The sequence below is a fragment of the Streptomyces sp. NPDC043896 genome, assembly GCF_056435605.1.
Window position 1 is genome coordinate 38,079 of sequence record NZ_JBWKEE010000017.1, and the last position, 21,603, is coordinate 59,681.

20 protein-coding genes are annotated in these 21,603 nt (G+C 71.0%); 16 read left to right on the top strand and 4 right to left on the bottom strand.

What is annotated here, in order from left to right; all coding sequences use genetic code 11:
- Nucleotides 1-3 precede the first annotated feature (3 nt).
- From pdxT to AC069X_RS23920, 10 genes are all read left to right on the top strand, one after another.
- Nucleotides 4-594 (top strand): pyridoxal 5'-phosphate synthase glutaminase subunit PdxT, encoded by a 591-nt coding sequence (gene pdxT, locus AC069X_RS23875; protein WP_478731195.1) that lies wholly within the window; start codon nucleotides 4-6, stop codon nucleotides 592-594.
- A gap of 57 nt (nucleotides 595-651) precedes the next feature.
- A complete protein-coding gene (locus AC069X_RS23880; protein ID WP_478731197.1) occupies nucleotides 652-1,404 on the top strand; it encodes a YebC/PmpR family DNA-binding transcriptional regulator in 753 nt (250 codons plus the stop codon).
- 115 nt (nucleotides 1,405-1,519) lie between these two features.
- The gene (gene ruvC, locus AC069X_RS23885) at nucleotides 1,520-2,056 is read left to right on the top strand and encodes a crossover junction endodeoxyribonuclease RuvC (RefSeq protein ID WP_478731199.1); all 537 of its coding nucleotides are present in this window, start codon (nucleotides 1,520-1,522) and stop codon (nucleotides 2,054-2,056) included.
- Nucleotides 2,053-2,682 carry a Holliday junction branch migration protein RuvA gene (gene ruvA, locus AC069X_RS23890; RefSeq protein WP_478731201.1) on the top strand — a complete coding sequence of 210 codons (630 nt, stop codon included), beginning with the start codon at nucleotides 2,053-2,055 and terminating at the stop codon, nucleotides 2,680-2,682. Before ruvC ends, ruvA begins: the two co-directional genes overlap by 4 nt.
- A 97-nt stretch (nucleotides 2,683-2,779) precedes the next feature.
- Nucleotides 2,780-3,841: a Holliday junction branch migration DNA helicase RuvB gene (ruvB, locus tag AC069X_RS23895; protein ID WP_478731203.1), complete on the top strand. Its 1,062-nt coding sequence runs from the start codon at nucleotides 2,780-2,782 to the stop codon at nucleotides 3,839-3,841.
- A gap of 164 nt (nucleotides 3,842-4,005) precedes the next feature.
- On the top strand, nucleotides 4,006-4,455 hold the full coding sequence (gene yajC / locus AC069X_RS23900; RefSeq protein ID WP_478731205.1) for a preprotein translocase subunit YajC: 450 nt from the start codon (nucleotides 4,006-4,008) through the stop codon (nucleotides 4,453-4,455).
- Nucleotides 4,456-4,605: 150 nt separating this feature from the next.
- The gene (secD, locus tag AC069X_RS23905) at nucleotides 4,606-6,420 is read left to right on the top strand and encodes a protein translocase subunit SecD (protein ID WP_478731207.1); all 1,815 of its coding nucleotides are present in this window, start codon (nucleotides 4,606-4,608) and stop codon (nucleotides 6,418-6,420) included.
- Between the two features lie 3 nt (nucleotides 6,421-6,423).
- Complete coding sequence (gene secF / locus AC069X_RS23910) at nucleotides 6,424-7,479, top strand: protein translocase subunit SecF (RefSeq protein WP_478731209.1); 1,056 nt, start codon at nucleotides 6,424-6,426, stop codon at nucleotides 7,477-7,479.
- The gene (locus AC069X_RS23915) at nucleotides 7,476-8,033 is read left to right on the top strand and encodes an adenine phosphoribosyltransferase (protein WP_478731211.1); all 558 of its coding nucleotides are present in this window, start codon (nucleotides 7,476-7,478) and stop codon (nucleotides 8,031-8,033) included. Before secF ends, AC069X_RS23915 begins: the two co-directional genes overlap by 4 nt.
- A gap of 277 nt (nucleotides 8,034-8,310) precedes the next feature.
- Nucleotides 8,311-10,734 (top strand): RelA/SpoT family protein, encoded by a 2,424-nt coding sequence (locus AC069X_RS23920; protein WP_478731213.1) that lies wholly within the window; start codon nucleotides 8,311-8,313, stop codon nucleotides 10,732-10,734.
- A gap of 85 nt (nucleotides 10,735-10,819) precedes the next feature.
- Here the strand turns inward: AC069X_RS23920 and AC069X_RS23925 are convergent, their stop codons facing one another.
- The 3 genes from AC069X_RS23925 to AC069X_RS23935 all read right to left on the bottom strand — a co-directional run bounded on the left by AC069X_RS23925 (nucleotide 10,820) and on the right by AC069X_RS23935 (nucleotide 14,556).
- Nucleotides 10,820-12,070: a glycosyltransferase family 39 protein gene (locus AC069X_RS23925; RefSeq protein ID WP_478731215.1), complete on the bottom strand. Its 1,251-nt coding sequence runs from the start codon at nucleotides 12,068-12,070 to the stop codon at nucleotides 10,820-10,822.
- 286 nt (nucleotides 12,071-12,356) lie between these two features.
- Nucleotides 12,357-13,586, bottom strand: coding sequence for a DUF349 domain-containing protein (locus AC069X_RS23930; protein ID WP_478731217.1), 1,230 nt, complete (start codon nucleotides 13,584-13,586; stop codon nucleotides 12,357-12,359).
- A 187-nt stretch (nucleotides 13,587-13,773) separates the two neighbouring features.
- Nucleotides 13,774-14,556 carry a peptidylprolyl isomerase gene (locus AC069X_RS23935; protein ID WP_478731219.1) on the bottom strand — a complete coding sequence of 261 codons (783 nt, stop codon included), beginning with the start codon at nucleotides 14,554-14,556 and terminating at the stop codon, nucleotides 13,774-13,776.
- 152 nt (nucleotides 14,557-14,708) lie between these two features.
- On the opposite strand from AC069X_RS23935, the gene AC069X_RS23940 reads away from it, so the two are divergent.
- The 5 genes from AC069X_RS23940 (at nucleotide 14,709) to AC069X_RS23960 (ending at nucleotide 19,827) form a co-directional block, all read left to right on the top strand.
- Nucleotides 14,709-15,419 (top strand): MBL fold metallo-hydrolase, encoded by a 711-nt coding sequence (locus AC069X_RS23940; protein ID WP_478731221.1) that lies wholly within the window; start codon nucleotides 14,709-14,711, stop codon nucleotides 15,417-15,419.
- A 10-nt stretch (nucleotides 15,420-15,429) separates the two neighbouring features.
- Complete coding sequence (gene hisS / locus AC069X_RS23945; RefSeq protein WP_478731223.1) at nucleotides 15,430-16,692, top strand: histidine--tRNA ligase; 1,263 nt, start codon at nucleotides 15,430-15,432, stop codon at nucleotides 16,690-16,692.
- Nucleotides 16,693-16,877: 185 nt separating this feature from the next.
- Nucleotides 16,878-17,492: a vitamin K epoxide reductase family protein gene (locus AC069X_RS23950; RefSeq protein WP_478731225.1), complete on the top strand. Its 615-nt coding sequence runs from the start codon at nucleotides 16,878-16,880 to the stop codon at nucleotides 17,490-17,492.
- A 44-nt stretch (nucleotides 17,493-17,536) separates the two neighbouring features.
- Nucleotides 17,537-18,886: a replication-associated recombination protein A gene (locus AC069X_RS23955; RefSeq protein ID WP_478731227.1), complete on the top strand. Its 1,350-nt coding sequence runs from the start codon at nucleotides 17,537-17,539 to the stop codon at nucleotides 18,884-18,886.
- A 260-nt stretch (nucleotides 18,887-19,146) separates the two neighbouring features.
- Nucleotides 19,147-19,827, top strand: coding sequence for an HNH endonuclease family protein (locus AC069X_RS23960; RefSeq protein WP_478731229.1), 681 nt, complete (start codon nucleotides 19,147-19,149; stop codon nucleotides 19,825-19,827).
- Here the strand turns inward: AC069X_RS23960 and AC069X_RS23965 are convergent.
- Complete coding sequence (locus AC069X_RS23965; RefSeq protein ID WP_478731231.1) at nucleotides 19,821-20,723, bottom strand: DUF2470 domain-containing protein; 903 nt, start codon at nucleotides 20,721-20,723, stop codon at nucleotides 19,821-19,823. The two genes, AC069X_RS23960 and AC069X_RS23965, sit on opposite strands and share 7 nt — an antisense overlap.
- Nucleotides 20,724-20,778: 55 nt before the next feature.
- On the opposite strand from AC069X_RS23965, the gene rpsD reads away from it, so the two are divergent.
- Nucleotides 20,779-21,390: a 30S ribosomal protein S4 gene (gene rpsD / locus AC069X_RS23970; protein WP_351885499.1), complete on the top strand. Its 612-nt coding sequence runs from the start codon at nucleotides 20,779-20,781 to the stop codon at nucleotides 21,388-21,390.
- The last annotated feature ends 213 nt before the right edge of the window (nucleotides 21,391-21,603 follow it).

Consider the following 21,603-nt stretch of genomic DNA (forward strand, 5'->3'; position numbering starts at 1 on the left):
GTCATGACCACCCCCGTCATTGGTGTCCTGGCCCTCCAGGGCGACGTACGGGAGCACCTGATCGCCCTGGCCGCGGCGGACGCCGTGGCCAGGCCGGTCCGGCGCCCCGAGGAGCTCGCCGAGGTCGACGCCCTGGTGATCCCCGGCGGCGAGTCCACGACCATGTCGAAGCTCGCCGTGCTGTTCGGCATGCTGGAGCCGCTGCGCGAGCGCGTGCGCGCCGGCATGCCCGTCTACGGCACCTGCGCCGGCATGATCATGCTCGCGGACAAGCTGCTCGACGGCCGTGAGGACCAGGAGACGCTCGGCGGCATCGACATGATCGTGCGCCGCAACGCCTTCGGCCGGCAGAACGAGTCCTTCGAGGCCCGGATCGACTTCGCGGGCATAGCGGGAGGCCCCGTCGAGGGCGTCTTCATCCGCGCCCCGTGGGTCGAGTCGGTCGGTGCGAGCGCCGAGGTGCTCGCCACGTACGACGGCCACACGGTCGCCGTCCGCCAGGGCAACGTACTGGCCACCTCCTTCCACCCGGAGCTGACCGGCGACGACCGCGTACACGCGTACTTCGTCGACATGGTGCGCGCGGGGCTGTGACGAGGTCCCGGTAGGATCGTCGGTGAACACTGTTGGTTACGCGAAGGAGACAGGCGGATGTCCGGCCACTCTAAATGGGCTACGACGAAGCACAAGAAGGCCGTGATCGATGCCAAGCGCGGCAAGCTCTTCGCGAAGCTGATCAAGAACATCGAGGTCGCGGCGCGCATGGGCGGCGTCGACGTCGACGGCAACCCGACGCTCTTCGACGCCATCCAGAAGGCCAAGAAGAGCTCGGTCCCGAACAAGAACATCGACTCCGCGGTCAAGCGCGGCGGCGGCCTGGAGGCCGGCGGCGCCGACTACGAGACGATCATGTACGAAGGCTACGGCCCCAACGGTGTCGCGGTGCTCATCGAGTGCCTCACCGACAACCGCAACCGCGCCGCCTCCGACGTCCGCGTCGCCATGACCCGCAACGGCGGCTCCATGGCCGACCCGGGCTCGGTCTCGTACCTGTTCAACCGCAAGGGCGTCATCCTGCTGCCCAAGGCCGAGCTCTCCGAGGACGACGTCCTGGGCGCGGTCCTGGACGCGGGTGCCGAAGAGGTCAACGACAACGGCGAGACCTGGGAGATCATCAGCGAGGCCACCGACCTGGTCGCGGTCCGCACCGCGCTCCAGGACGCCGGCATCGACTACGATTCCGCCGACTCCTCCTTCGTCCCGACCATGCAGGTCGAGCTCGACGAAGAGGGCGCGCGCAAGATCTTCAAGCTGATCGACGCGCTCGAGGACAGCGACGACGTGCAGAACGTCTTCGCCAACTTCGACGTCTCGGACGAGGTCATGGAGAAGGTCGACGCCTGACCGGCGCCCGTACCCCCTTCCCTCCGGCGGGCCGACAGGACACACCCTGTCGGCCCGCCGCTTTGTCAGTGGGGCCGGATAGCCTGCACGGACAGGTGTCGAACGAGGGGGCGGAGTGCGCGTACTGGGTGTGGACCCGGGGCTGACGCGGTGTGGTGTCGGCGTGGTCGAGGGAGTCGCGGGGCGGCCCCTGACCATGATCGGCGTCGGGGTCGTGCGGACCCCGGCCGACGCCGAGCTCGGGCACCGGCTCGTCGCGATCGAGGCCGGCATCGAGGAATGGCTCGACGCGCACCGTCCGGAGTACGTCGCCGTGGAGCGGGTCTTCAGCCAGCACAACGTCCGCACCGTCATGGGCACCGCCCAGGCCAGCGCCGTCGCCATGCTGTGCGCCGCCCGCCGCGGGATACCGGTCGCCCTGCACACCCCGAGCGAGGTCAAGGCCGCCGTCACCGGCAGCGGCCGCGCCGACAAGGCGCAGGTCGGGGCGATGGTGACGCGGCTGCTGCGGCTCGCCGAGCCCCCGAAGCCGGCCGACGCCGCCGACGCGCTCGCCCTCGCCATCTGCCACATCTGGCGGGCCCCCGCCCAGAACCGCCTCCGGCAGGCGGTCGCCCAGCACGCCACAGCCCCGAAAGGCCGTACCCGATGATCGCCTTCGTCAGCGGCCAGGTCGCCGCGCTCACCCCCACCCTGGCCGTGATCGAAGTCGGCGGAGTGGGCATGGCCGTGCAGTGCACGCCCGGCACCATCGCCGGGCTGCGGATGGGCGAGCAGGCCCGGCTGGCCACCTCGCTGGTCGTACGGGAGGACTCCCTGACCCTGTACGGCTTCGCGGACGACGACGAACGCCAGGTCTTCGAGCTGCTCCAGACCGCGAGCGGGGTCGGTCCCCGGGTGGCCCAGGCGATGCTCGGGGTGCACACCCCCGACGCGCTGCGGGTGGCCTTCGCCGCGGGGGACGCGAAGGCGCTGACGGCGGTGCCGGGCATCGGGCCGAAGGGCGCCCAGAAGCTGCTGCTGGAGCTCAAGGGCAAGCTGGGCGCCCCTGCCGCCGCCGGTCCGGTGGTCGGTGCGCAGCGCGTGGCCGCGGGGCCCGCGCCGTGGACCGAGCAGCTGACGGCGGCGCTGATCGGGCTGGGGTACGCGTCGCGCGAGGCGGAGGAGGCCGTGGTCTCGGTGACCCCGCAGGCCGAGGCGGCCATCGCCGCCGGCGGTTCGGCGCCGGTTCCGCAGCTCCTGCGGGCCGCGCTCCAGTCCCTCAACCGGGCCCGCTGACCGGCTCCCGCCGCGCGGGACCGCGCGGCGGGACCCCGTCCCCCGGGACGGGGTCCGGATCGACCACCGCAACGACGTAGAAGGCAGACTGAGCACCGTGAACTGGGACGACGAGAGCGACGACCGGATCGTGGCGGCCGCCGCCGACGGGGAGGACACCGCCGTCGAGGCGGCCCTGCGCCCGAAGGACCTCGGCGAGTTCGTCGGCCAGGAGAAGGTCCGCCAGCAGCTCGACCTCGTGCTGAAGGCCGCCCGCCAGCGCGGTGCCACCGCCGATCACGTGCTGCTGTCCGGCGCGCCCGGCCTCGGCAAGACCACCCTCTCCATGATCATCGCGGCCGAGATGGGCGCGCCCATCCGGATCACCTCCGGCCCCGCCATCCAGCACGCGGGCGACCTCGCCGCGATCCTGTCCTCCCTCCAGGAGGGCGAGGTCCTCTTCCTCGACGAGATCCACCGCATGTCCCGGCCCGCCGAGGAGATGCTGTACATGGCCATGGAGGACTTCCGCGTCGACGTGATCGTCGGCAAGGGTCCGGGAGCCACCGCCATCCCGCTGGAGCTGCCGCCCTTCACCCTCGTCGGCGCCACCACCCGCGCCGGCCTGCTGCCCCCGCCGCTGCGGGACCGCTTCGGCTTCACCGGCCACATGGAGTTCTACGCCCCCGCCGAGCTGGAACGCGTCATCCGCCGCTCCGCCGGCCTCCTCGACGTCGAGATCGACACCGCCGGTGCCGCCGAGATCGCCGGCCGCTCGCGCGGCACCCCCCGTATCGCCAACCGGCTGCTGCGCCGCGTCCGCGACTACGCGCAGGTGAGGGCCGACGGGGTGATCACCCGCGAGGTGGCGGCCACGGCCCTCCAGGTGTACGAGGTGGACGCGCGCGGCCTTGACCGGCTGGACCGGGCCGTGCTGGAGGCGCTGCTCAAGCTGTTCGGCGGCGGGCCCGTCGGGCTGTCCACCCTCGCCGTCGCCGTGGGGGAGGAGCGCGAAACGGTCGAGGAGGTGGCCGAGCCCTTCCTGGTACGGGAGGGGCTGCTCGCCCGTACCCCGCGCGGCCGGGTCGCGACCCCGGCGGCATGGGCTCACCTGGGGCTTGTTCCGCCACAGCACCCGGGCGGCGGATCAAGCGGACAACAGGGCCTGTTCGGGGCCTGACGGCGCGGAGGTTCGACCGGTCAGGAACTGCGGTGCCATGCTGGGCGTTGTTCCATCGGTGCGGACTCGCCTAGACTCCGCCGATGCCGACCCTTCAGGTCGGCGTGCCCACCCCCGTAGAAAAAGGCCGTCTCCCGTGCGGTCGTGCGAAGGATCTCCGTCCCGTGAATCTCGTGACACTCCTCCCGTTCATCGTGCTCATCGGGGCGATGTTCCTGATGACCCGCTCCGCGAAGAAGAAGCAGCAGCAGGCCGCGCAGATGCGCGACAACATGACGCCGGGCACCGGCGTCCGCACCATCGGCGGCATGTACGCCACGGTGAAGGAGATCGGCGACGACACCGTCACCCTTGAGGTGGCCCCCGGTGTCCACGCGGTCTACGCGAAGAACGCCATCGGCGCCGTGCTGGAGGACGACGAGTACAACCGCATCGTCCACGGCACCTCCGAGACCGTGGAGGACGCTCCGGTCGTCCCCGACGACGCCTCCTCGCTGACCGAGGGCGACGCCCCCAAGCTCGACCTGGGCAAGAAGGACGAGCCCAAGGCCGACGAGCCCAAGGGCGACGAGCCGAAGGACGGCAAGACCGACGGCGAGCCCGGCGCCAAGTAGGGCCCGGCAGGGACCGCGGCGGCGTCCGACCGGCGTCCGCCGCGGTTCCCGCAGTGAACTTCTGCGGGGGGCAGGGGTCCCCACCACACATTTCTTGGCCGTCCGCGCGCTGACCCGGCGCAGGGCGGTTGGACAGGGAGAAACGACAAGGTGGCAGCACCGAAGAAGGGCCGGCGGCCCACGGGGGCTCAGGGGAGGCCGGGGCGCGCCCTGGCCTTCATCCTGATCGCGATGGTGGCGCTCACCGCGGGGATGTTCCTCACGAAGCAGACGACGCCCCGCCTGGGCATCGACCTCGCCGGTGGTACGAGCATCACGCTCAAGGCCAAGAGCGAGCCCGGCAAGCCGGACGCCGTCAACGAGACCAACATGAACACGGCGGTCGGCATCATCGAGCGCCGCGTCAACGGTCTCGGTGTCTCGGAGGCCGAGGTCCAGACCCAGGGCCGCGACCACATCATCGTGAACATCCCCAAGGGGACGAACGAGCAGCAGGCGCGCGAGCAGGTCGGTACCACCGCCCAGCTGTACTTCCGCCCCGTGCTGGCCTTCGCCGACGGCGCCCCCGCCGCTCCCGAGCCGAAGCCGAGCACGTCCCCGGGTACGTCCCCGAGCCCCTCCGCGAGCGGTTCGGGCGCCCCGAAGGCAGAGGGCGGCTCCAAGCCCTCCGCGTCGGCCACCCCGTCGTCCAGCGCCACTTCCCAGGGCCGTGTGCTCAGCGAGGCCCTCAAGGCCCCGGGCACCCCCACTCCCTCGCCCTCGGCGAGCGAGTCGAAGAAGGCAGACGACAACAAGGCCACGCCGTCCGCCTCGGCGCCGGCCCCCGTCCCGACCCCGTCGGCCGACCAGGCCGTCGCGGACCTCCAGGCGAAGTTCGCCGCGCTGGACTGCACCAAGGAGGACCAGCGCGCCGCAGCGGGCCAGGGCGTCAAGCCCGAGGACCCGATGATCGCCTGTGGTCAGCGCGGCAACCAGTGGGGCAAGTGGGTCCTCGGCCCGGCCCAGGTCGCCGGTACGGACGTGAAGGACGCCCAGGGCGTCATCGACCAGCAGCGCGGTCAGTGGATCGTCACCATGCAGTTCACCGACAAGGGCGCCGACAAGTTCGCCAAGATCACCGGTGAGCTCGCCACCAAGCAGTCCCCGCAGAACCAGTTCGCGATCGTGCTCGACGGCGAGGTCATCTCCGACCCGTCCGTGAGCCAGGCGCTGACCGGCGGCAACGCCGAGATCTCCGGCGGCTTCACGCAGCAGTCCGCGCAGGACCTGGGCAACATGCTCTCGTACGGCGCCCTGCCGCTGTCCTTCCAGGAGGACAGCGTCACCACCGTCACCGCCGCGCTCGGCGGCGAGCAGCTGAAGGCGGGCCTCATCGCCGGCGCCATCGGCCTCGCCCTCGTCGTGATCTACCTGCTGGTGTACTACCGGGGCCTGGCCTTCATCGCCATCGTCAGCCTCCTGGTGTCGGCGATCCTCACGTACACGATCATGGCGCTGCTGGGCAAGGGCATCGGCTTCGCCCTGAACCTGCCCGCCGTCTGCGGCGCGATCGTCGCCATCGGCATCACGGCGGACTCGTTCATCGTGTACTTCGAGCGCATCCGTGACGAGATCCGCGAGGGCCGCACCCTGCGTCCGGCCGTCGAGCGCGCCTGGCCGCGCGCCCGCCGCACGATCCTGGTCTCCGACTTCGTGTCGTTCCTCGCCGCGGCCGTGCTCTTCATCGTCACCGTCGGCAAGGTCCAGGGCTTCGCCTTCACGCTGGGTCTGACCACCCTCCTCGACGTGGTCGTGGTGTTCCTCTTCACCAAGCCGGTCATGACCCTGCTGGCCCGTACGAAGTTCTTCTCCAGCGGGCACCCGTGGTCCGGGCTCGACCCCCAGCGGCTCGGCGCCAAGCCGCCGCTGCGCCGGTCCCGCCGCAGCGCGCCCGTACCCGCCCCCGTCGACGCAAAGGAGGCGTGAGAGATGTCGAAGCTGGGAGATCTCGGCGCCAAGCTGTACCGCGGTGAGGTCGGCTACGACTTCGTCGGCAAGCGCTTTCTCTGGTACGGCGTTTCCATCCTGATCACCATCACGGCGATCGTGGCCCTGGCCGTGCAGGGCCTCAACATGGGCATCGAGTTCAAGGGCGGTGCCGTCTTCACCACCCCGAAGACGGCCGTCTCCGTGGCCAAGGCGACGGAGAGCGCGGAGAAGGCCTCCGGGCACGACGCGATCGTCCAGGAGCTCGGGACCGGCGGCCTGCGCATCCAGATCTCCGGTCTGGACACCGACTCCGCCGCCTCCGTGAAGAAGCAGCTCGGCGCCGACCTCAAGGTCGACGCGGCCCAGATCAACGCGGACCTGGTCGGCCCCAGCTGGGGCGAGCAGATCGCGAACAAGGCCTGGACCGGCCTCGGCGTCTTCATGATCCTCGTGGTGATCTACCTCGCCATCGCCTTCGAGTGGCGCATGGCCGTCGCCGCGCTGATCGCGCTGATCCACGACCTCACCATCACCGTCGGCGTGTACGCGCTGGTCGGCTTCGAGGTCACCCCCGGCACCGTGATCGGTCTGCTCACCATCCTCGGTTACTCCCTCTACGACACCGTCGTCGTCTTCGACGGTCTGAAGGAGGGCTCGAAGGACATCACCAAGCAGACCCGCTACACGTTCAGCGAGATCGCCAACCGCAGCATCAACGGCACTCTGGTCCGCTCGATCAACACCACCGTCGTCGCGCTGCTCCCGGTCGCCGGCCTGCTGTTCATCGGCGGCGGCTTCCTGGGCGCGGGCATGCTCAACGACATCTCGCTGTCCCTGTTCGTCGGCCTCGCGGCCGGTGCGTACTCCTCGATCTTCATCGCGACCCCGCTGGTCGTGGACCTGAAGGAGCGCGAGCCGGCGATGAAGGCGCTGACCAAGCGGGTGCTCGCGAAGCGCGCCGCCGCGGCGGCCAAGGGCGAGGACGCCGAGGACGCCGGGCCGGACGAGGGCGCGCAGGTCGTGTCCCAGGGCGGCCAGGGGAGGCGTCGCCGGTGACGGCCCCCTCCTCCACCCCCGAACTCCGCGAGCTGCTCCTCGGCCGGATCAAGGACGTACCGGACTACCCGAAGCCCGGAGTGGTGTTCAAGGACATCACCCCGCTGCTCGCCGACCCGAAGGCCTTCGCGGCGCTGACGGAGGCGCTGGTGGAGCTGGCCGTCCGGTACGGCGCGACGAAGATCGTCGGGCTGGAGGCGCGCGGGTTCATCCTCGCCGCCCCGGTCGCCGTCCAGGCGGGCATCGGCTTCGTCCCGGTCCGCAAGGCCGGCAAGCTGCCGGGCGCCACGCTCGCGCAGTCGTACGAGCTGGAGTACGGCACCGCCGAGATCGAGGTCCACGCGGAGGACCTGTCGGCCGGTGACAAGGTCATGGTCATCGACGACGTCCTGGCGACCGGCGGTACGGCCGAGGCCTCGCTGGAGCTGATCCGGCGGGCCGGGGCCGAGGTCGCCGGGGTGGCGGTCCTGATGGAGCTGTCGTTCCTCCCGGGGCGGGCCAAGCTGGCCCCGGCCCTGGGCGACGCCCCGCTGGACGCGCTGATCGTGGTCTGACCACCGCTTCTGCCGGAACGGCGGGTTCCCGGGACACCCCGGGGGCCCGCCGTTCCCGTGTGCGGGGCGGGTGCCGGGGGCCCTGCCGCCCGGACCCTCCCCGAGGTGCCCCGGGCGGGGGCCGGACCGCGGGCCGGAAACGGTGGTCGCTGGGGGCGGGCCGGAGCGGGCCTGGGGCCGTGTCCCGCGGAGCGACCACGGAGAACGGGGCGGCGGAACCCTCGCTACCATGGGTTATCCGGACCTGACCGGGGCCCCGGATCCCAGAGGAGCGCTCTTGCCAGACGAGGTCCAGCCACTCTCCGCCGCTCAGCCCGACCCGAAGGCCGACCCGGCCGCGGCGGCCGCTGCCACGCCCCCGCCGGCCCCGCCGGTCAAGCCCGTACCGGCCAGGCCGGGCGGGTCCTCCAACCGGGTGCGGGCCCGGCTGGCGCGCCTCGGCGTGCAGCGTTCCAACCCGTACAACCCGGTGCTGGAGCCGCTGCTCCGTATAGTCCGCAGCAACGACCCGAAGATCGAGACGGCGACGCTGCGCCAGATCGAGCAGGCCTACCAAGTCGCCGAACGCTGGCACCGCGGCCAGAAGCGCAAGAGCGGCGACCCGTACATCACCCACCCGCTCGCGGTGACCACCATCCTCGCCGAGCTGGGCATGGATCCCGCCACCCTGATGGCGGGCCTGCTGCACGACACCGTCGAGGACACCGAGTACGGCCTGGAGCAGCTCCGCCGCGACTTCGGCGACGCCGTCGCCCTCCTCGTCGACGGCGTCACCAAGCTCGACCGGGTCAAGTTCGGCGAGGCGGCGCAGGCCGAGACCGTCCGCAAGATGGTCGTCGCCATGGCCAAGGACCCCCGGGTCCTCGTCATCAAGCTCGCCGACCGCCTGCACAACATGCGCACCATGCGCTACCTCAAGCGGGAGAAGCAGGAGAAGAAGGCCCGCGAGACCCTCGAGATCTACGCGCCGCTGGCCCACCGCCTCGGCATGAACACGATCAAGTGGGAGCTCGAAGACCTCGCCTTCGCGATCCTCTACCCCAAGATGTACGACGAGATCGTGCGGCTCGTCGCCGAGCGGGCGCCCAAGCGCGACGAGTACCTCGCCCTGGTCACCGACGAGGTGATGGTCGACCTCAGGGCCGCCCGCATCAAGGCCACCGTCACCGGCCGGCCCAAGCACTACTACAGCGTCTACCAGAAGATGATCGTCCGCGGCCGTGACTTCGCGGAGATCTACGACCTGGTGGGCATCCGCGTCCTCGTGGACACCGTGCGGGACTGCTACGCGGCCCTCGGCACCGTGCACGCGCGCTGGAACCCGGTCCCCGGCCGGTTCAAGGACTACATCGCGATGCCCAAGTTCAACATGTACCAGTCGCTCCACACGACGGTAATCGGGCCCAACGGCAAGCCGGTCGAACTCCAGATCCGCACCTTCGACATGCACCGCCGCGCCGAGTACGGCATCGCCGCGCACTGGAAGTACAAGCAGCAGACCGTCGCCGGCGCCTCCAAGATCCGCACCGACGTGCCGCAGGCGGCCAAGGGCAGCGCCGGCCAGGACACCGTCAACGACATGGCCTGGCTGCGCCAGCTGCTCGACTGGCAGAAGGAGACCGAGGACCCGGGCGAGTTCCTCGACTCGCTGCGCTTCGACCTCTCCCGCAACGAGGTCTTCGTCTTCACCCCCAAGGGCGACGTCATCGCGCTGCCCGCCGGTGCGACCTCCGTGGACTTCGCGTACGCGGTCCACACCGAGGTCGGCCACCGCACCATAGGGGCCCGGGTCAACGGGCGGCTGGTACCGCTCGAATCGACCCTGGACAACGGCGACCTGGTCGAGGTCTTCACCTCCAAGGCCGAGGGCGCGGGCCCGTCCCGCGACTGGCTGGGCTTCGTGAAGTCCCCGAGGGCCCGCAACAAGATCCGCGCCTGGTTCTCCAAGGAGCGCCGCGACGAGGCCATCGAGCACGGCAAGGACGCCATCGCGCGGGCCATGCGCAAGCAGAACCTGCCGATCCAGCGCATCCTGACCGGCGACTCCCTCGTCACCCTGGCGCACGAGATGCGCTACCCGGACATCTCCTCCCTGTACGCGGCGATCGGCGAGGGCCACGTGGCCGCGCAGGGCGTCGTGCAGAAGCTGGTGCAGGCCCTGGGCGGTGAGGAGGCCGCCAACGAGGACATCGAGGAGAGCGTCCCGCCGTCGCGCGCCCGCACCAAGCGGCGGGGGAACGCGGACCCCGGTGTGGTCGTCAAGGGCGTCGAGGACGTGTGGGTCAAGCTGGCCCGCTGCTGCACCCCGGTGCCGGGCGACCCGATCATCGGCTTCGTCACGCGCGGCAGTGGCGTATCGGTTCACCGCGCGGACTGCGTCAACGTCGACTCCCTCTCCCAGCAGCCCGAGCGGATGCTGGAGGTGGAGTGGGCGCCGACCCAGTCCTCCGTCTTCCTGGTCGCCATCCAGGTCGAGGCGCTGGACCGGTCCCGCCTGCTGTCGGACGTCACCCGGGTCCTGTCGGACCAGCACGTGAACATCCTGTCCGCGGCCGTGCAGACCTCCCGCGACCGGGTGGCCACCTCCCGGTTCACCTTCGAGATGGGCGACCCGAAGCACCTGGGCCACGTCCTGAAGGCCGTACGCGGCGTCGAGGGCGTCTACGACGTGTACCGCGTCACCTCGGCCCGCCGGCCGTAGGCCGCACGCAGCCCCGCATGACGGTGGGCGCCACCCCCCTGGGGGGGTGGCGCCCACCGTCATGTCCGGAGCGGCGAGAGCCCGGTCAGGGGCAGCCCCACCAGACGAAGTTGAGGTTGCCGCCGAAGAGCGCCGAGACCGCGGTGGCCGAGCCGATGATCCACACCACGGTGCTGCGGCGGGCCCGGGCGAGCGCCAGCGCGAAGGGGAACAGCAGCGGGAAGGCCGGCATGATGAAGCGCATCTTCGAGAAGTAGAAGCCCGCGCCGCCCAGCGCCATCAGCATGATCATCGCCGCGAAGATCCACACGACCATCGGGGGCCGGCGCCTGCGGGTCATCAGGACGAACAGCACCACGGCCGTGACCACCGTCAGCGAGACCACCACGTGGTTGAGGGTGGTGTGCACCTCGGTGAAGGTCTTCTTCAGCTCGGTGAGGGTGTCGAAACCGCCGTCGTAGACGGAACCCCACCGGCGCTGGAGCTCGAAGTAGCCGTCCCAGCGGCCGAAGTGCCAGCCCACGTAGCCGACGTACCCGAACCAGCCCAGCGGCGCGATCAACGCGGCAGTGATGATCCTGCCCACCGCCGGACGCTGCGCACGCCGCTTGCGGCGCCACTGCACGTACTCCCAGACGCCCGCCAGCACCACGGCCGCCACGATGGCCGAACCGGAAGGCCGGGTGGCACCGGCGAAGAAGGCCAGCACACCGGCCGTCAGCCAGGACTTCGTCATCACCGCGTACATCGCCCACACCGACAGGGCGAGGAACAGCGGCTCGGTGTACGCCATCGACTGGACCAGCGCCGCCGGCACGATCGCGAACAGGGCACAGGTGAAGAGGGCCACCCGGCGTCCGTAGATCTTGTCCGTGACGGCGAAGATGCCCCACGCGGCGATCACCGACGCGAGCAGCGCCAGCCCCATCGCCACCCAGTTCATGGGCAGGTGCGTGACGTACGACGTGTACCGCACCAGCGTCGGGTAGACGGGGAAGAACGCCATCTGGCAGCTCGGCCCCGCGAACGCGCAGGGCGACGGCGTCGCCAGCGGGGTCGTCAGACCGTTCTCGGCGATGTGCAGGTAGTAGACGGCGTCCCAGCGCCCGCCCAGGATCTCCAGCGGCCGCACGTCCTTGCGCTCCGCCCAGATCGCCATCACGGCGAGCCCGGTGGCGCGCAGCGCGATGTGGATCAGCAGCGCCTTCCGGGCACGCTTCAGATTGGCGAGTACGCGCCGTCCGGCCCCCCTGAGTCCCGATTCCTTCTTGTTGGCGACCGGCCGGGCAACGAGAAGGGAGTCTGGGACATCAGCGCGTATCTGGGTATGCGTCACATTCGATCCTGGTCGTCGCCCGGCAGAGGGCCGCCGAGGCGGCACCGTACAACGGTACACAGGTGCCAGGTGCGACCAGCGCGCACCCTGCGTCGAATTCACGTAACGAATAGGACGCACAAATGGGACGCGTCAGAAGATCGTACGGAGCGCGTGTCCGACGCCCACGGAACGCGCACGAAGGGCGCCGCGACCGCTCCCGCCCCGGAACCGCCGACAGGCGCCACCGGAGGAAACCGGTGGCGCCCGTCACGTGAACCGCCGGGGGCGGCAGGGTCGGCGGCAGTCAGCCGCCGAACTCCTCCAGACCCTTCAGCGCCTGGTCGAGCAGGGCCTGCCGGCCCTCCAGCTCACGGGCCAGCTTGTCCGCCTTCGCGTTGTTGCCGGCCGCGCGCGCCGCGTCGATCTGCTCACGCAGCTTGTCGACGGCCGCCTGCAGCTGCCCCGTCAGACCGGCCGCACGGGCCCGCGCCTCCGGGTTCGTACGGCGCCACTCGCCCTCCTCGGCCTCCTGGATGGCCCGCTCCACGGCGTGCATCCGGCCCTCGACCTTGGGGCGGGCGTCGCGCGGCACGTGGCCGATGCCCTCCCAGCGCTCGTTGATGGAGCGGAACGCGGCACGGGCCGCCTTCAGGTCCGTCACCGGGACGAGCTTCTCCGCCTCGACGGCCAGCTCCTCCTTCAGCTTCAGGTTCTCGACCTGCTCGGCGTCGCGCTCCGCGAAGACCTCGCCGCGCGCCGCGAAGAACACGTCCTGCGCACCGCGGAAACGGTTCCACAGGTCGTCCTCGGCCTCGCGCTGCGCCCGGCCCGCCGCCTTCCAGCTGTCCATCAGCTCGCGGTAGCGGGCGGCCGTCGGACCCCAGTCCGTCGACTTCGACAGCGACTCGGCCTCCGCGACCAGCTTCTCCTTCGCCTTGCGGGCGTCCTCGCGCTGGGCGTCCAGCGCGGCGAAGTGGGCCTTGCGCCGCTTGGAGAAGGCGGAGCGGGCGTGCGAGAAGCGGTGCCACAGCTCGTCGTCCGACTTGCGGTCGAGCCGGGGCAGGCCCTTCCAGATGTCCACCAGCGCGCGCAGCCGCTCGCCCGCGCTGCGCCACTGGTCGCTCTGCGCCAGCTGCTCCGCCTCGGTGACCAGGGCGTCCTTGGCCGTACGGGCCTCGTCCGCCTGCTTGGCCTTCTGGACCTTGCGCTCCTCGCGGCGCGAGTCCACCGTCGCCACCAGCTTGTCGAGCCGGACGCGCAGCGCGTCCAGGTCGCCCACGGCGTGGTGCTCGTCCACCTGCGTCCGCAGGTGCTCGATGGCCGTCTGGGCGTCCTTGGCGGACAGATCGGTGGTCCGCACCCGCCGTTCGAGGAGGCCGATCTCGACCACCAAGCCCTCGTACTTGCGCTCGAAGTAGGCCAGGGCCTCCTCGGGGGTGCCCGCCTGCCACGAGCCGACGACCTGCTCGCCCTCGGAAGTACGCACGTACACGGTGCCGGTCTCGTCGACTCGGCCCCACGGGTCGCTGCTCACAGCGCCTCCTCCACCTGATGCCCGCCGGGGGAGGCCCCCGGGCATCGTCCACAGTTTCCTGGGGCGGGCAGCGCCCGCCCTGCACAACGCCAACATAGGCGACCGCCGGGCCGGCTGTCCGCATCCCGCACGACGGAATATCGACGCACGGGCGGCGGGCCGGCCCGGTCCGGGGCCGCGCGTACCGTCAGTTCTTGGTGACGGTGCCCTTCTCGATGGTCACCGCGGTCTTCGGGGCGCCGTCCTGGGCTCCGTCGGCGGTCCCGGCCTTGGCCACCTCCTCCAGCACCTTCAGCCCGGCCGCGTCGATCTTGCCGAAGGGCGTGTAGGACGGCGCCAGCGGGCTGTCCTTGTAGACGAGGAAGAACTGGCTGCCGCCGGTGCCGGGGCGTCCGGTATTGGCCATCGCCACCGTGCCGGCCGGGTAGATCACCTGGCCCTGCTCGTTCGGCTTGCCCAGGGCGTCCAGGTTCTCATCGGGGATGTTGTACCCGGGGCCGCCCATGCCCGTGCCCTCCGGGTCACCGCACTGGAGGACGAAGATCCCGCCGGTCACCAGGCGGTGGCACTTGGTCTTGTCGAAGAAGCCCTTGTCGGCGAGCGACTTGAACGAGTTGACCGTCTGCGGGGTCTTCGCCGCGTCCATCTCGAACTTCACGTCGCCCGCGCTGGTCTTCAGGTCGAAGGTGTACTTCGCCTTGTCGTCGATGGCCATCGCGGGGGAGGGGGACTTCTTGGGCGTCGGCGCCGACGGGGACGCCGACGGGTCGGCCGCCGCGTCCTTGGTGTCCTCACCGTCGAAGACACCGCCCACGACGAGGCCGACCAGCGTGGCGATCACCACGGCCGAGGCCGCGCCGATGACCGCCAGGCGCTGCCGCGACTTGCGGCGGGCCTCCGCGCGGCGCTTCTGCTGGCGCTCGTACTTCTCCCTGGCGAGCTGTCGCCGACGCTGATCGCTCGTGACCACCGGGTCGTCTCCTTGTGCGTCTCTGGTACCGCTGTCCGGGCTGGGTTAGGCCGTACCGTATATGGGTTCGCTGTGTAATGAGGGGCGCCGGTAGGCTCTGAGCAGCAGATTCCGATCCGCTGCCTCCCGCCGGACGACGATTGAGGACGAACGTGCTGATTGCCGGATTCCCCGCCGGGGCCTGGGGCACCAACTGCTACCTGGTCGCCCCCGCCGCCGGTGAGGAGTGCGTCATCATCGACCCCGGCCACCAGGCCGCCCAAGGGGTCGAGGAGACGTTGAAGAAGCACCGTCTCAAGCCCGTCGCGGTCGTCCTCACCCATGGCCACATCGATCATGTGGCCTCGGTGGTCCCGGTGTGCGGAGCACACGACGTACCGGCCTGGATCCACCCCGAGGACCGCTACATGATGAGCGACCCGGAGAAGGCGCTCGGACGCTCCATCGGCATGCCGCTCATGGGGGAGCTGACCGTGGGCGAGCCGGACGACGTCCGCGAGCTCACCGACGGCAGCAGCCTGAAACTGGCCGGAATGGAGTTCTCGGTGGCGCACGCGCCCGGGCATACCAAGGGGTCGGTGACCTTCCGGATGCCCGAGCAGGCCGACATCCCGCCGGTCTTCTTCTCGGGTGACCTGCTCTTCGCCGGCTCCATCGGACGCACCGACCTGCCCGGCGGCTCCCACGCCGAGATGCTCCAGTCGCTGGCCCGCGTGTGCCTGCCGCTGGACGACTCGACGGTGGTGCTGTCCGGCCACGGTCCCCAGACCACCATCGGCCGCGAGCGCGCGACCAACCCGTACCTCCGGGAAGTCGCCGCCGGCCTGGGTGACGGCACCGCCGCCCCACGACGAGGAATGTGACGAGAGTTTCGTGGCTACTTTTCAGGCCCCCAAGGGCACGTACGACCTGATCCCGCCGTACTCCGCGAAGTACCTGGCCGTTCGCGAGGCCATTTCCGGCCCGCTGCGCAAGGCCGGATACGGGTACGTCGAAACGCCGGGCTTCGAGGACGTGGAGCTGTTCGCCCGCGGCGTCGGCGAGTCGACCGACATCGTGACCAAGGAGATGTACACCCTGACCACCAAGGGCGGCGCGAACCTCGCGCTCCGCCCCGAGGGCACCGCCTCCGTGCTGCGTGCGGCGCTGGAGGCCAACCTCCACAAGGCCGGAGGTCTGCCGGTCAAGCTCTGGTACTCGGGCTCGTACTACCGCTACGAGCGCCCCCAGAAGGGCCGCTACCGCCACTTCTCGCAGGTCGGCGCCGAGGCCATCGGCGCGGAGGACCCGGCGCTGGACGCCGAGCTGATCATCCTGGCCGACCAGGCCTACCGCTCGCTGGGCCTGAGCAACTTCCGGATCCTGCTGAACTCGCTGGGTGACAAGGAGTGCCGTCCGGTCTACCGGGAGGCCCTCCAGACTTTCCTGCGGGATCTGGATCTGGACGAAGAGACGCTCCGCCGGGCGGAGATCAACCCGCTGCGGGTCCTCGACGACAAGCGTGCCGAGGTCCAGAAGCAGCTCGTCGGCGCTCCGCTGCTGCGCGACTACCTGTGCGACGCGTGCAAGGCCTACCACGAGGAGGTCCGGGCGCTGATCACGGCCGCCAGGGTCGCCTTCGAGGACGACGAGAAGCTCGTGCGCGGCCTCGACTACTACACCCGCACCACCTTCGAGTTCGTCCACGACGGCCTGGGCTCGCAGTCCGCGGTCGGCGGCGGCGGCCGCTACGACGGCCTGTCCGAGATGATCGGCGGACCGGCGCTGCCGTCGGTCGGCTGGGCGCTCGGCGTCGACCGCACCGTCCTGGCGCTCGAGGCCGAGGGGATCGAGCTGGACATCCCGGCGGCCACCGAGGTCTTCGCGGTCTCTCTGGGCGAGGAAGCCAAGCGTGTGCTGTTCGGTACGGTCACGCAGCTGCGCGCGGCCGGCATCGCGTCCGACTTCTCGTACGGCGGGAAGGGACTGAAGGCCGCGATGAAGGGTGCCAACCGCTCGGGCGCACGCCTGGCGGTCATCGCCGGTGACCGGGACCTGGCCGAGGGAGTCGTCCAGCTGAAGGACATGCTGTCCGGCGAGCAGACGGCCGTTCCCCTCGACGGGCTGGTCGAGAGCATTCGCGCGAAGCTCGCGTGACGTGAGGGCCGGACGGCACAGCCGTCCGGCCCGGATCCCCGGGGGATCGGGGAGCGGACGCCGCCGTTCGTGTCGAACGCGTAGATCTCCGGGTCACCCCCGCACGGGCGGGGAGCACGGCCCGGTCAACGAACGGCTGGGGCGACGGTTGCTCACGGACCGGGCACAAAGGTCCGTGCGGCAGAATGCAGCGCATGACCACAACAGGCGACAACACCGTGCGGACCGTCGGCGCGAGCCGGGCACTGGCCTGGCTGCTGGTGATAACCGGAGCGGCGGGCCTGCTGGCCGCCTGGGTGATCACCATCGACAAGTTCAAGCTGCTGGAGGACCCGAACTTCGTCCCCGGCTGCTCCCTGAACCCGATCGTCTCCTGCGGCAACATCATGAAGAGCGAGCAGGCGGCCGTCTTCGGCTTCCCGAACCCGATGCTCGGCCTCGTGACCTACGGCATCGTGATCTGCGTCGGCATGAGCCTGCTCGCCGGCGCCCGGTTCCGGCGCTGGTACTGGCTCACCCTGAACGCCGGCACCCTCTTCGGCGTCGGGTTCTGCACCTGGCTGATGTACCAGTCGCTGTACAACATCAACTCGCTGTGCCTGTGGTGCTGCCTGGCCTGGGCCGCCACCATCCTGATGTTCTGGTACGTCACCTCGCACAACGTCCGCCAGGGCCTGCTGCCCGCCCCCGGCTGGCTGCGCGGCTTCCTGGACGAGTTCACCTGGGTCCTGCCCGTGCTGCACATCGGGATCATCGGCATGCTGATCCTGACCCGCTGGTGGGACTTCTGGACCTCCTGAGCCGCGGCCGCCGTCCTGTCGGTGGGCTGGCTTAGGCTTCCGGTGTGGAACCAGACCTCTTCACCGCCGCCGCCGAGGACCGCCAGGAGAAGGACCCCGCGAGCTCCCCGCTCGCCGTCCGCATGCGCCCGCGCAACCTGGACGAGGTCGTCGGCCAGCAGCACCTGCTGAAGCCGGGCTCCCCGCTGCGCCGGCTGGTGGGGGAGGGCGCCGGGGGACCGGCCGGAGCCTCGTCGGTGATCCTGTGGGGGCCGCCCGGCATCGGCAAGACCACCCTCGCCTACGTGGTCAGCCAGGCCACGCAGAAGCGGTTCGTCGAGCTGTCGGCGATCACGGCCGGAGTCAAGGAGGTCCGGGCCGTCATCGAGGGCGCCAAGCGCGCCGCCGGCGGCTACGGCAAGGAGACCGTCCTCTTCCTCGACGAGATCCACCGCTTCAGCAAGGCCCAGCAGGACTCGCTGCTGCCCGCCGTGGAGAACCGCTGGGTCACCCTGATCGCGGCGACGACGGAGAACCCGTACTTCTCGATCATCTCCCCGCTGCTGTCGCGCTCCCTGCTCCTCACCCTGGAACCGCTGACCGACGAGGACCTGAGCGCCCTGATGCGGCGCGCCCTGACGGAGGAGCGGGGCCTCGGCGGAGCCGTGTCCCTGCCCGCCGACGCGGAGGCGCACCTGCTGCGCATCGCGGGCGGCGACGCCCGCCGGGCGCTGACGGCGCTGGAGGCGGGGGCCGGCTCCGCCATCGCCAAGGGCGAGGAGGAGATCACCCTCCAGACGCTGGAGGAGGCCGTCGACCGGGCCGCGGTCCGCTACGACAAGGACGGCGACCAGCACTACGACGTGGCGAGCGCGCTGATCAAGTCGATCCGCGGCTCGGACGTGGACGCCGCGCTGCACTACCTGGCCCGGATGATCGAGGCGGGGGAGGACCCCCGGTTCATCGCGCGTCGCCTGATGATCTCCGCGAGCGAGGACATCGGCCTGGCGGACCCGACGGCCCTGCCGCTGGCCGTGGCCGCGGCCCAGGCGGTGGCGATGATCGGCTTCCCGGAGGCCGCCCTGACCCTGTCGCACGCCACCATCGCGCTGGCGCTCGCCCCGAAGTCGAACACCGCCACGACCGCGATCGGTGCCGCGCTCGCCGACGTACGGGCCGGGCTGGCCGGGGCCGTGCCGGCGCACCTGCGGGACGGGCACTACAAGGGGGCGGCGAAGCTGGGGCACGCGGTGGGCTACGTCTACCCGCACGACGTGCCGGGCGCGATCGCCGCGCAGCAGTACGCGCCGGACGAGATCCACGGGAAGCGGTACTACGAGCCGACGCGGTACGGCGCGGAGGCGCGCTACGCGGACGTGGTGGAGAAGGTCCGCGACCGCCTGCGCGGCGTCTGACCTGGCCGTGCCGGTGCCGGTGCCTGCGGCGCTGCTCCCCGCCCCGCCCTTCCACCGTTCCCTGGGGCTCCGCCCCAGACCCCGCGCCTCAATCGCCGGCGGGGCTGGAAGATCCAGCCCCGCCGGCGATTGAGGCGCGGGCGCGGTAGCGCCGTGTTTGTAGCCGCGCCGGCGACTGAGGCGGGAACGGTGGAAGGGCGGGTAGGGGACAGCCCCGCGCAGAGGTGGCCCGTCCGGCTCGGGGGGCCTAGGGTCCGGGCATGGGATGCCGTGCGCTCGTCATCGTCGCCGCGCTGCTTACCGCCGGATGCCAGCAGCACCCCGGCGTCGCACACCGGCCGGTGCCGCTCACAGGGGCGGGGTTCCCCCCGGACAGGGCGACCGCCCAGGAACAGCTGGCCAAGCTCCCGGTGGCGTGGGGCAGGAACTGGCAGACGTACAAGAGGGAGGAGTTCGGCCGGTACTGGTCGGACGAGACCGACGCCGTCGGCGGGCGCAACGGCTGCGACACCCGGGACGACGTCCTGCGCAGGGACCTCTCCGAGCTGCGCGAGGGGGACCGCAACCCCTGTGTGGTGGTGTCGGGCGTGCTGCACGATCCGTACACCGGCAAGGAGCTCCCGTACTCCTACCGGCGGGCCTCGCAGATCCAGACCGATCACGTCGTCGCGCTGGGCGCGGCCTGGCGGGCGGGCGCGTACGCGTGGACGCCGCAGCGCAGGCTGGAGTACGCCAACGACCTCGACGTGCTGCTCGCCGTGGACAAGCAGACCAACCAGGACAAGGGCAGCCGCACGGCCGACAAGTGGCGGCCGCCGCGCGGAGAGTACTGGTGCGAATACGGGCGCCGCTACACCGGCGTCAAGGCCAAGTACCGGCTGTCCGTCACGCCACCCGAGAAGCTCGCGCTCCAGGAGCTGCTCGCCGCCTGTCCTCAGTGAGCGGCGGCGGCGAACAGGGCCCGCATGGCCCGGCGCAGCCCGCACACGTCGGCCACCGGCTGCGGGAAGTCGAAGCGGGCGTCGAAGGAGGCGCGGCCGGGGCCGCCGGTGAAGCGGACGCGCAGCCCGAGGCGGTCGAGGGCCAGCGGGACGGCGGTCAGGCCGGCCGCCCCCCGGGGGCCGAGCAGCCCGCACAGGTCGGCGACCCGTTCGGCGTGGGCGGAGTGCAGGTGCTGGAGCAGCTCCGTCTCGTGGGCGGCCAGCGGGTCGGGTTCGGCCCCCGCCAGCTCGTCGGGGTCCACCTGCTCGGAGCCCCAGAGGTCGTCGAGCGCGATCTCGCCGACCTCCAGGCGCAGCATCATCCAGGCGGGGCGGCCGGTGTACGGGGGGTCCTGGGACTCGGCCAGGCCCAGCAGCTCGCCCACCGGGTTCCGCTCGGCGAGCAGCGCCGCGCACACCGGGCGGTCGTCCCCGCGTACCGGGGTCAGCCACCCGGAGAGCCGCGCGCGGCCTCGGATACGATGGGGCACGGACACCGGCGCCACGTCCGTGATCTCGATCACGGCGGTGAGGTCGTCGTCCTGGGCGTGAGCGGCAGCCCTGGCAGCCGCGGATTCCCCTGGTACCAGGAGGATCACGTCCCCGTCCGGGGTGACGGTCCGTGCGGCCGGCACCCCTGTCCACCACTCGGCCTGGTCGGTAGCACCCGGCAGCGTGAGGGATACTGAGGCGTTGGACTCTACGAGGGTTCGTACGCGTTCGGCTCCGGTGAGCTGCCGAACGCCTTCCCTGGGACGCGGCTGACCTTGCTTATCGTCGTCGAAAGCGGATTCCGTTTCGTTGGAATCCGAACTGCGGCGCGCACTGGGCAGGGGGATCCCATGTGGTCGAGACATTACGTCCTCCTCGATAAGGTAAGCCTCACCTAACTTACATGGAGGTAGGTTCCCCGTGAACCAGAAGCGACCCAAGGTCAAGAAGTCTCGCGCTCTCGGCATCGCCCTGACGCCGAAGGCCGTCAAGTACTTCGAGGCCCGCCCCTACCCGCCGGGCGAGCACGGCCGTGGCCGCAAGCAGAACTCGGACTACAAGGTCCGTCTGCTCGAGAAGCAGCGTCTGCGCGCCCAGTACGACATCTCCGAGCGCCAGATGGCCCGCGCGTACGACCGCGCGAAGAAGGCCGAGGGCAAGACGGGCGAGGCGCTGGTCGTCGAGCTCGAGCGTCGTCTGGACGCCCTGGTCCTGCGTGCCGGCATCGCCCGCACCATCTACCAGGCCCGCCAGATGGTCGTCCACGGCCACATCGAGGTCAACGGCGCCAAGGTCGACAAGCCGTCGTTCCGCGTGCGTCCCGACGACGTCATCACGGTCCGCGAGCGCAGCCGCGAGAAGCACCCCTTCCAGGTCGCCCGCGAGGGTGGCTACGCCGGTGAGGGTGAGACCCCGCGTTACCTGCAGGTCAACCTGAAGGCCCTGGCCTTCCGCCTCGACCGCGACCCGAACCGCAAGGAGATCCCGGTCATCTGCGACGAGCAGCTCGTCGTCGAGTACTACGCCCGCTGATCCAGCGGCCGTAGCCCTCACAGGCTGGTGTCGGCCCGCCGTCCCCTCCGGGGGGCGGCGGGCCTTTCCGTTCCCCGGCGAGGGGCGGTCACCCGGCTCCGGGGGAGGACGCCCGATGCCGCTCGCCGGGTGGGGCGCTGCCCCATGGGCACGGAGAGTGCCGATCCGGACGCGTCGGGTGAGGGGCGGATCCGCGGGGACGGGTGCTGGACC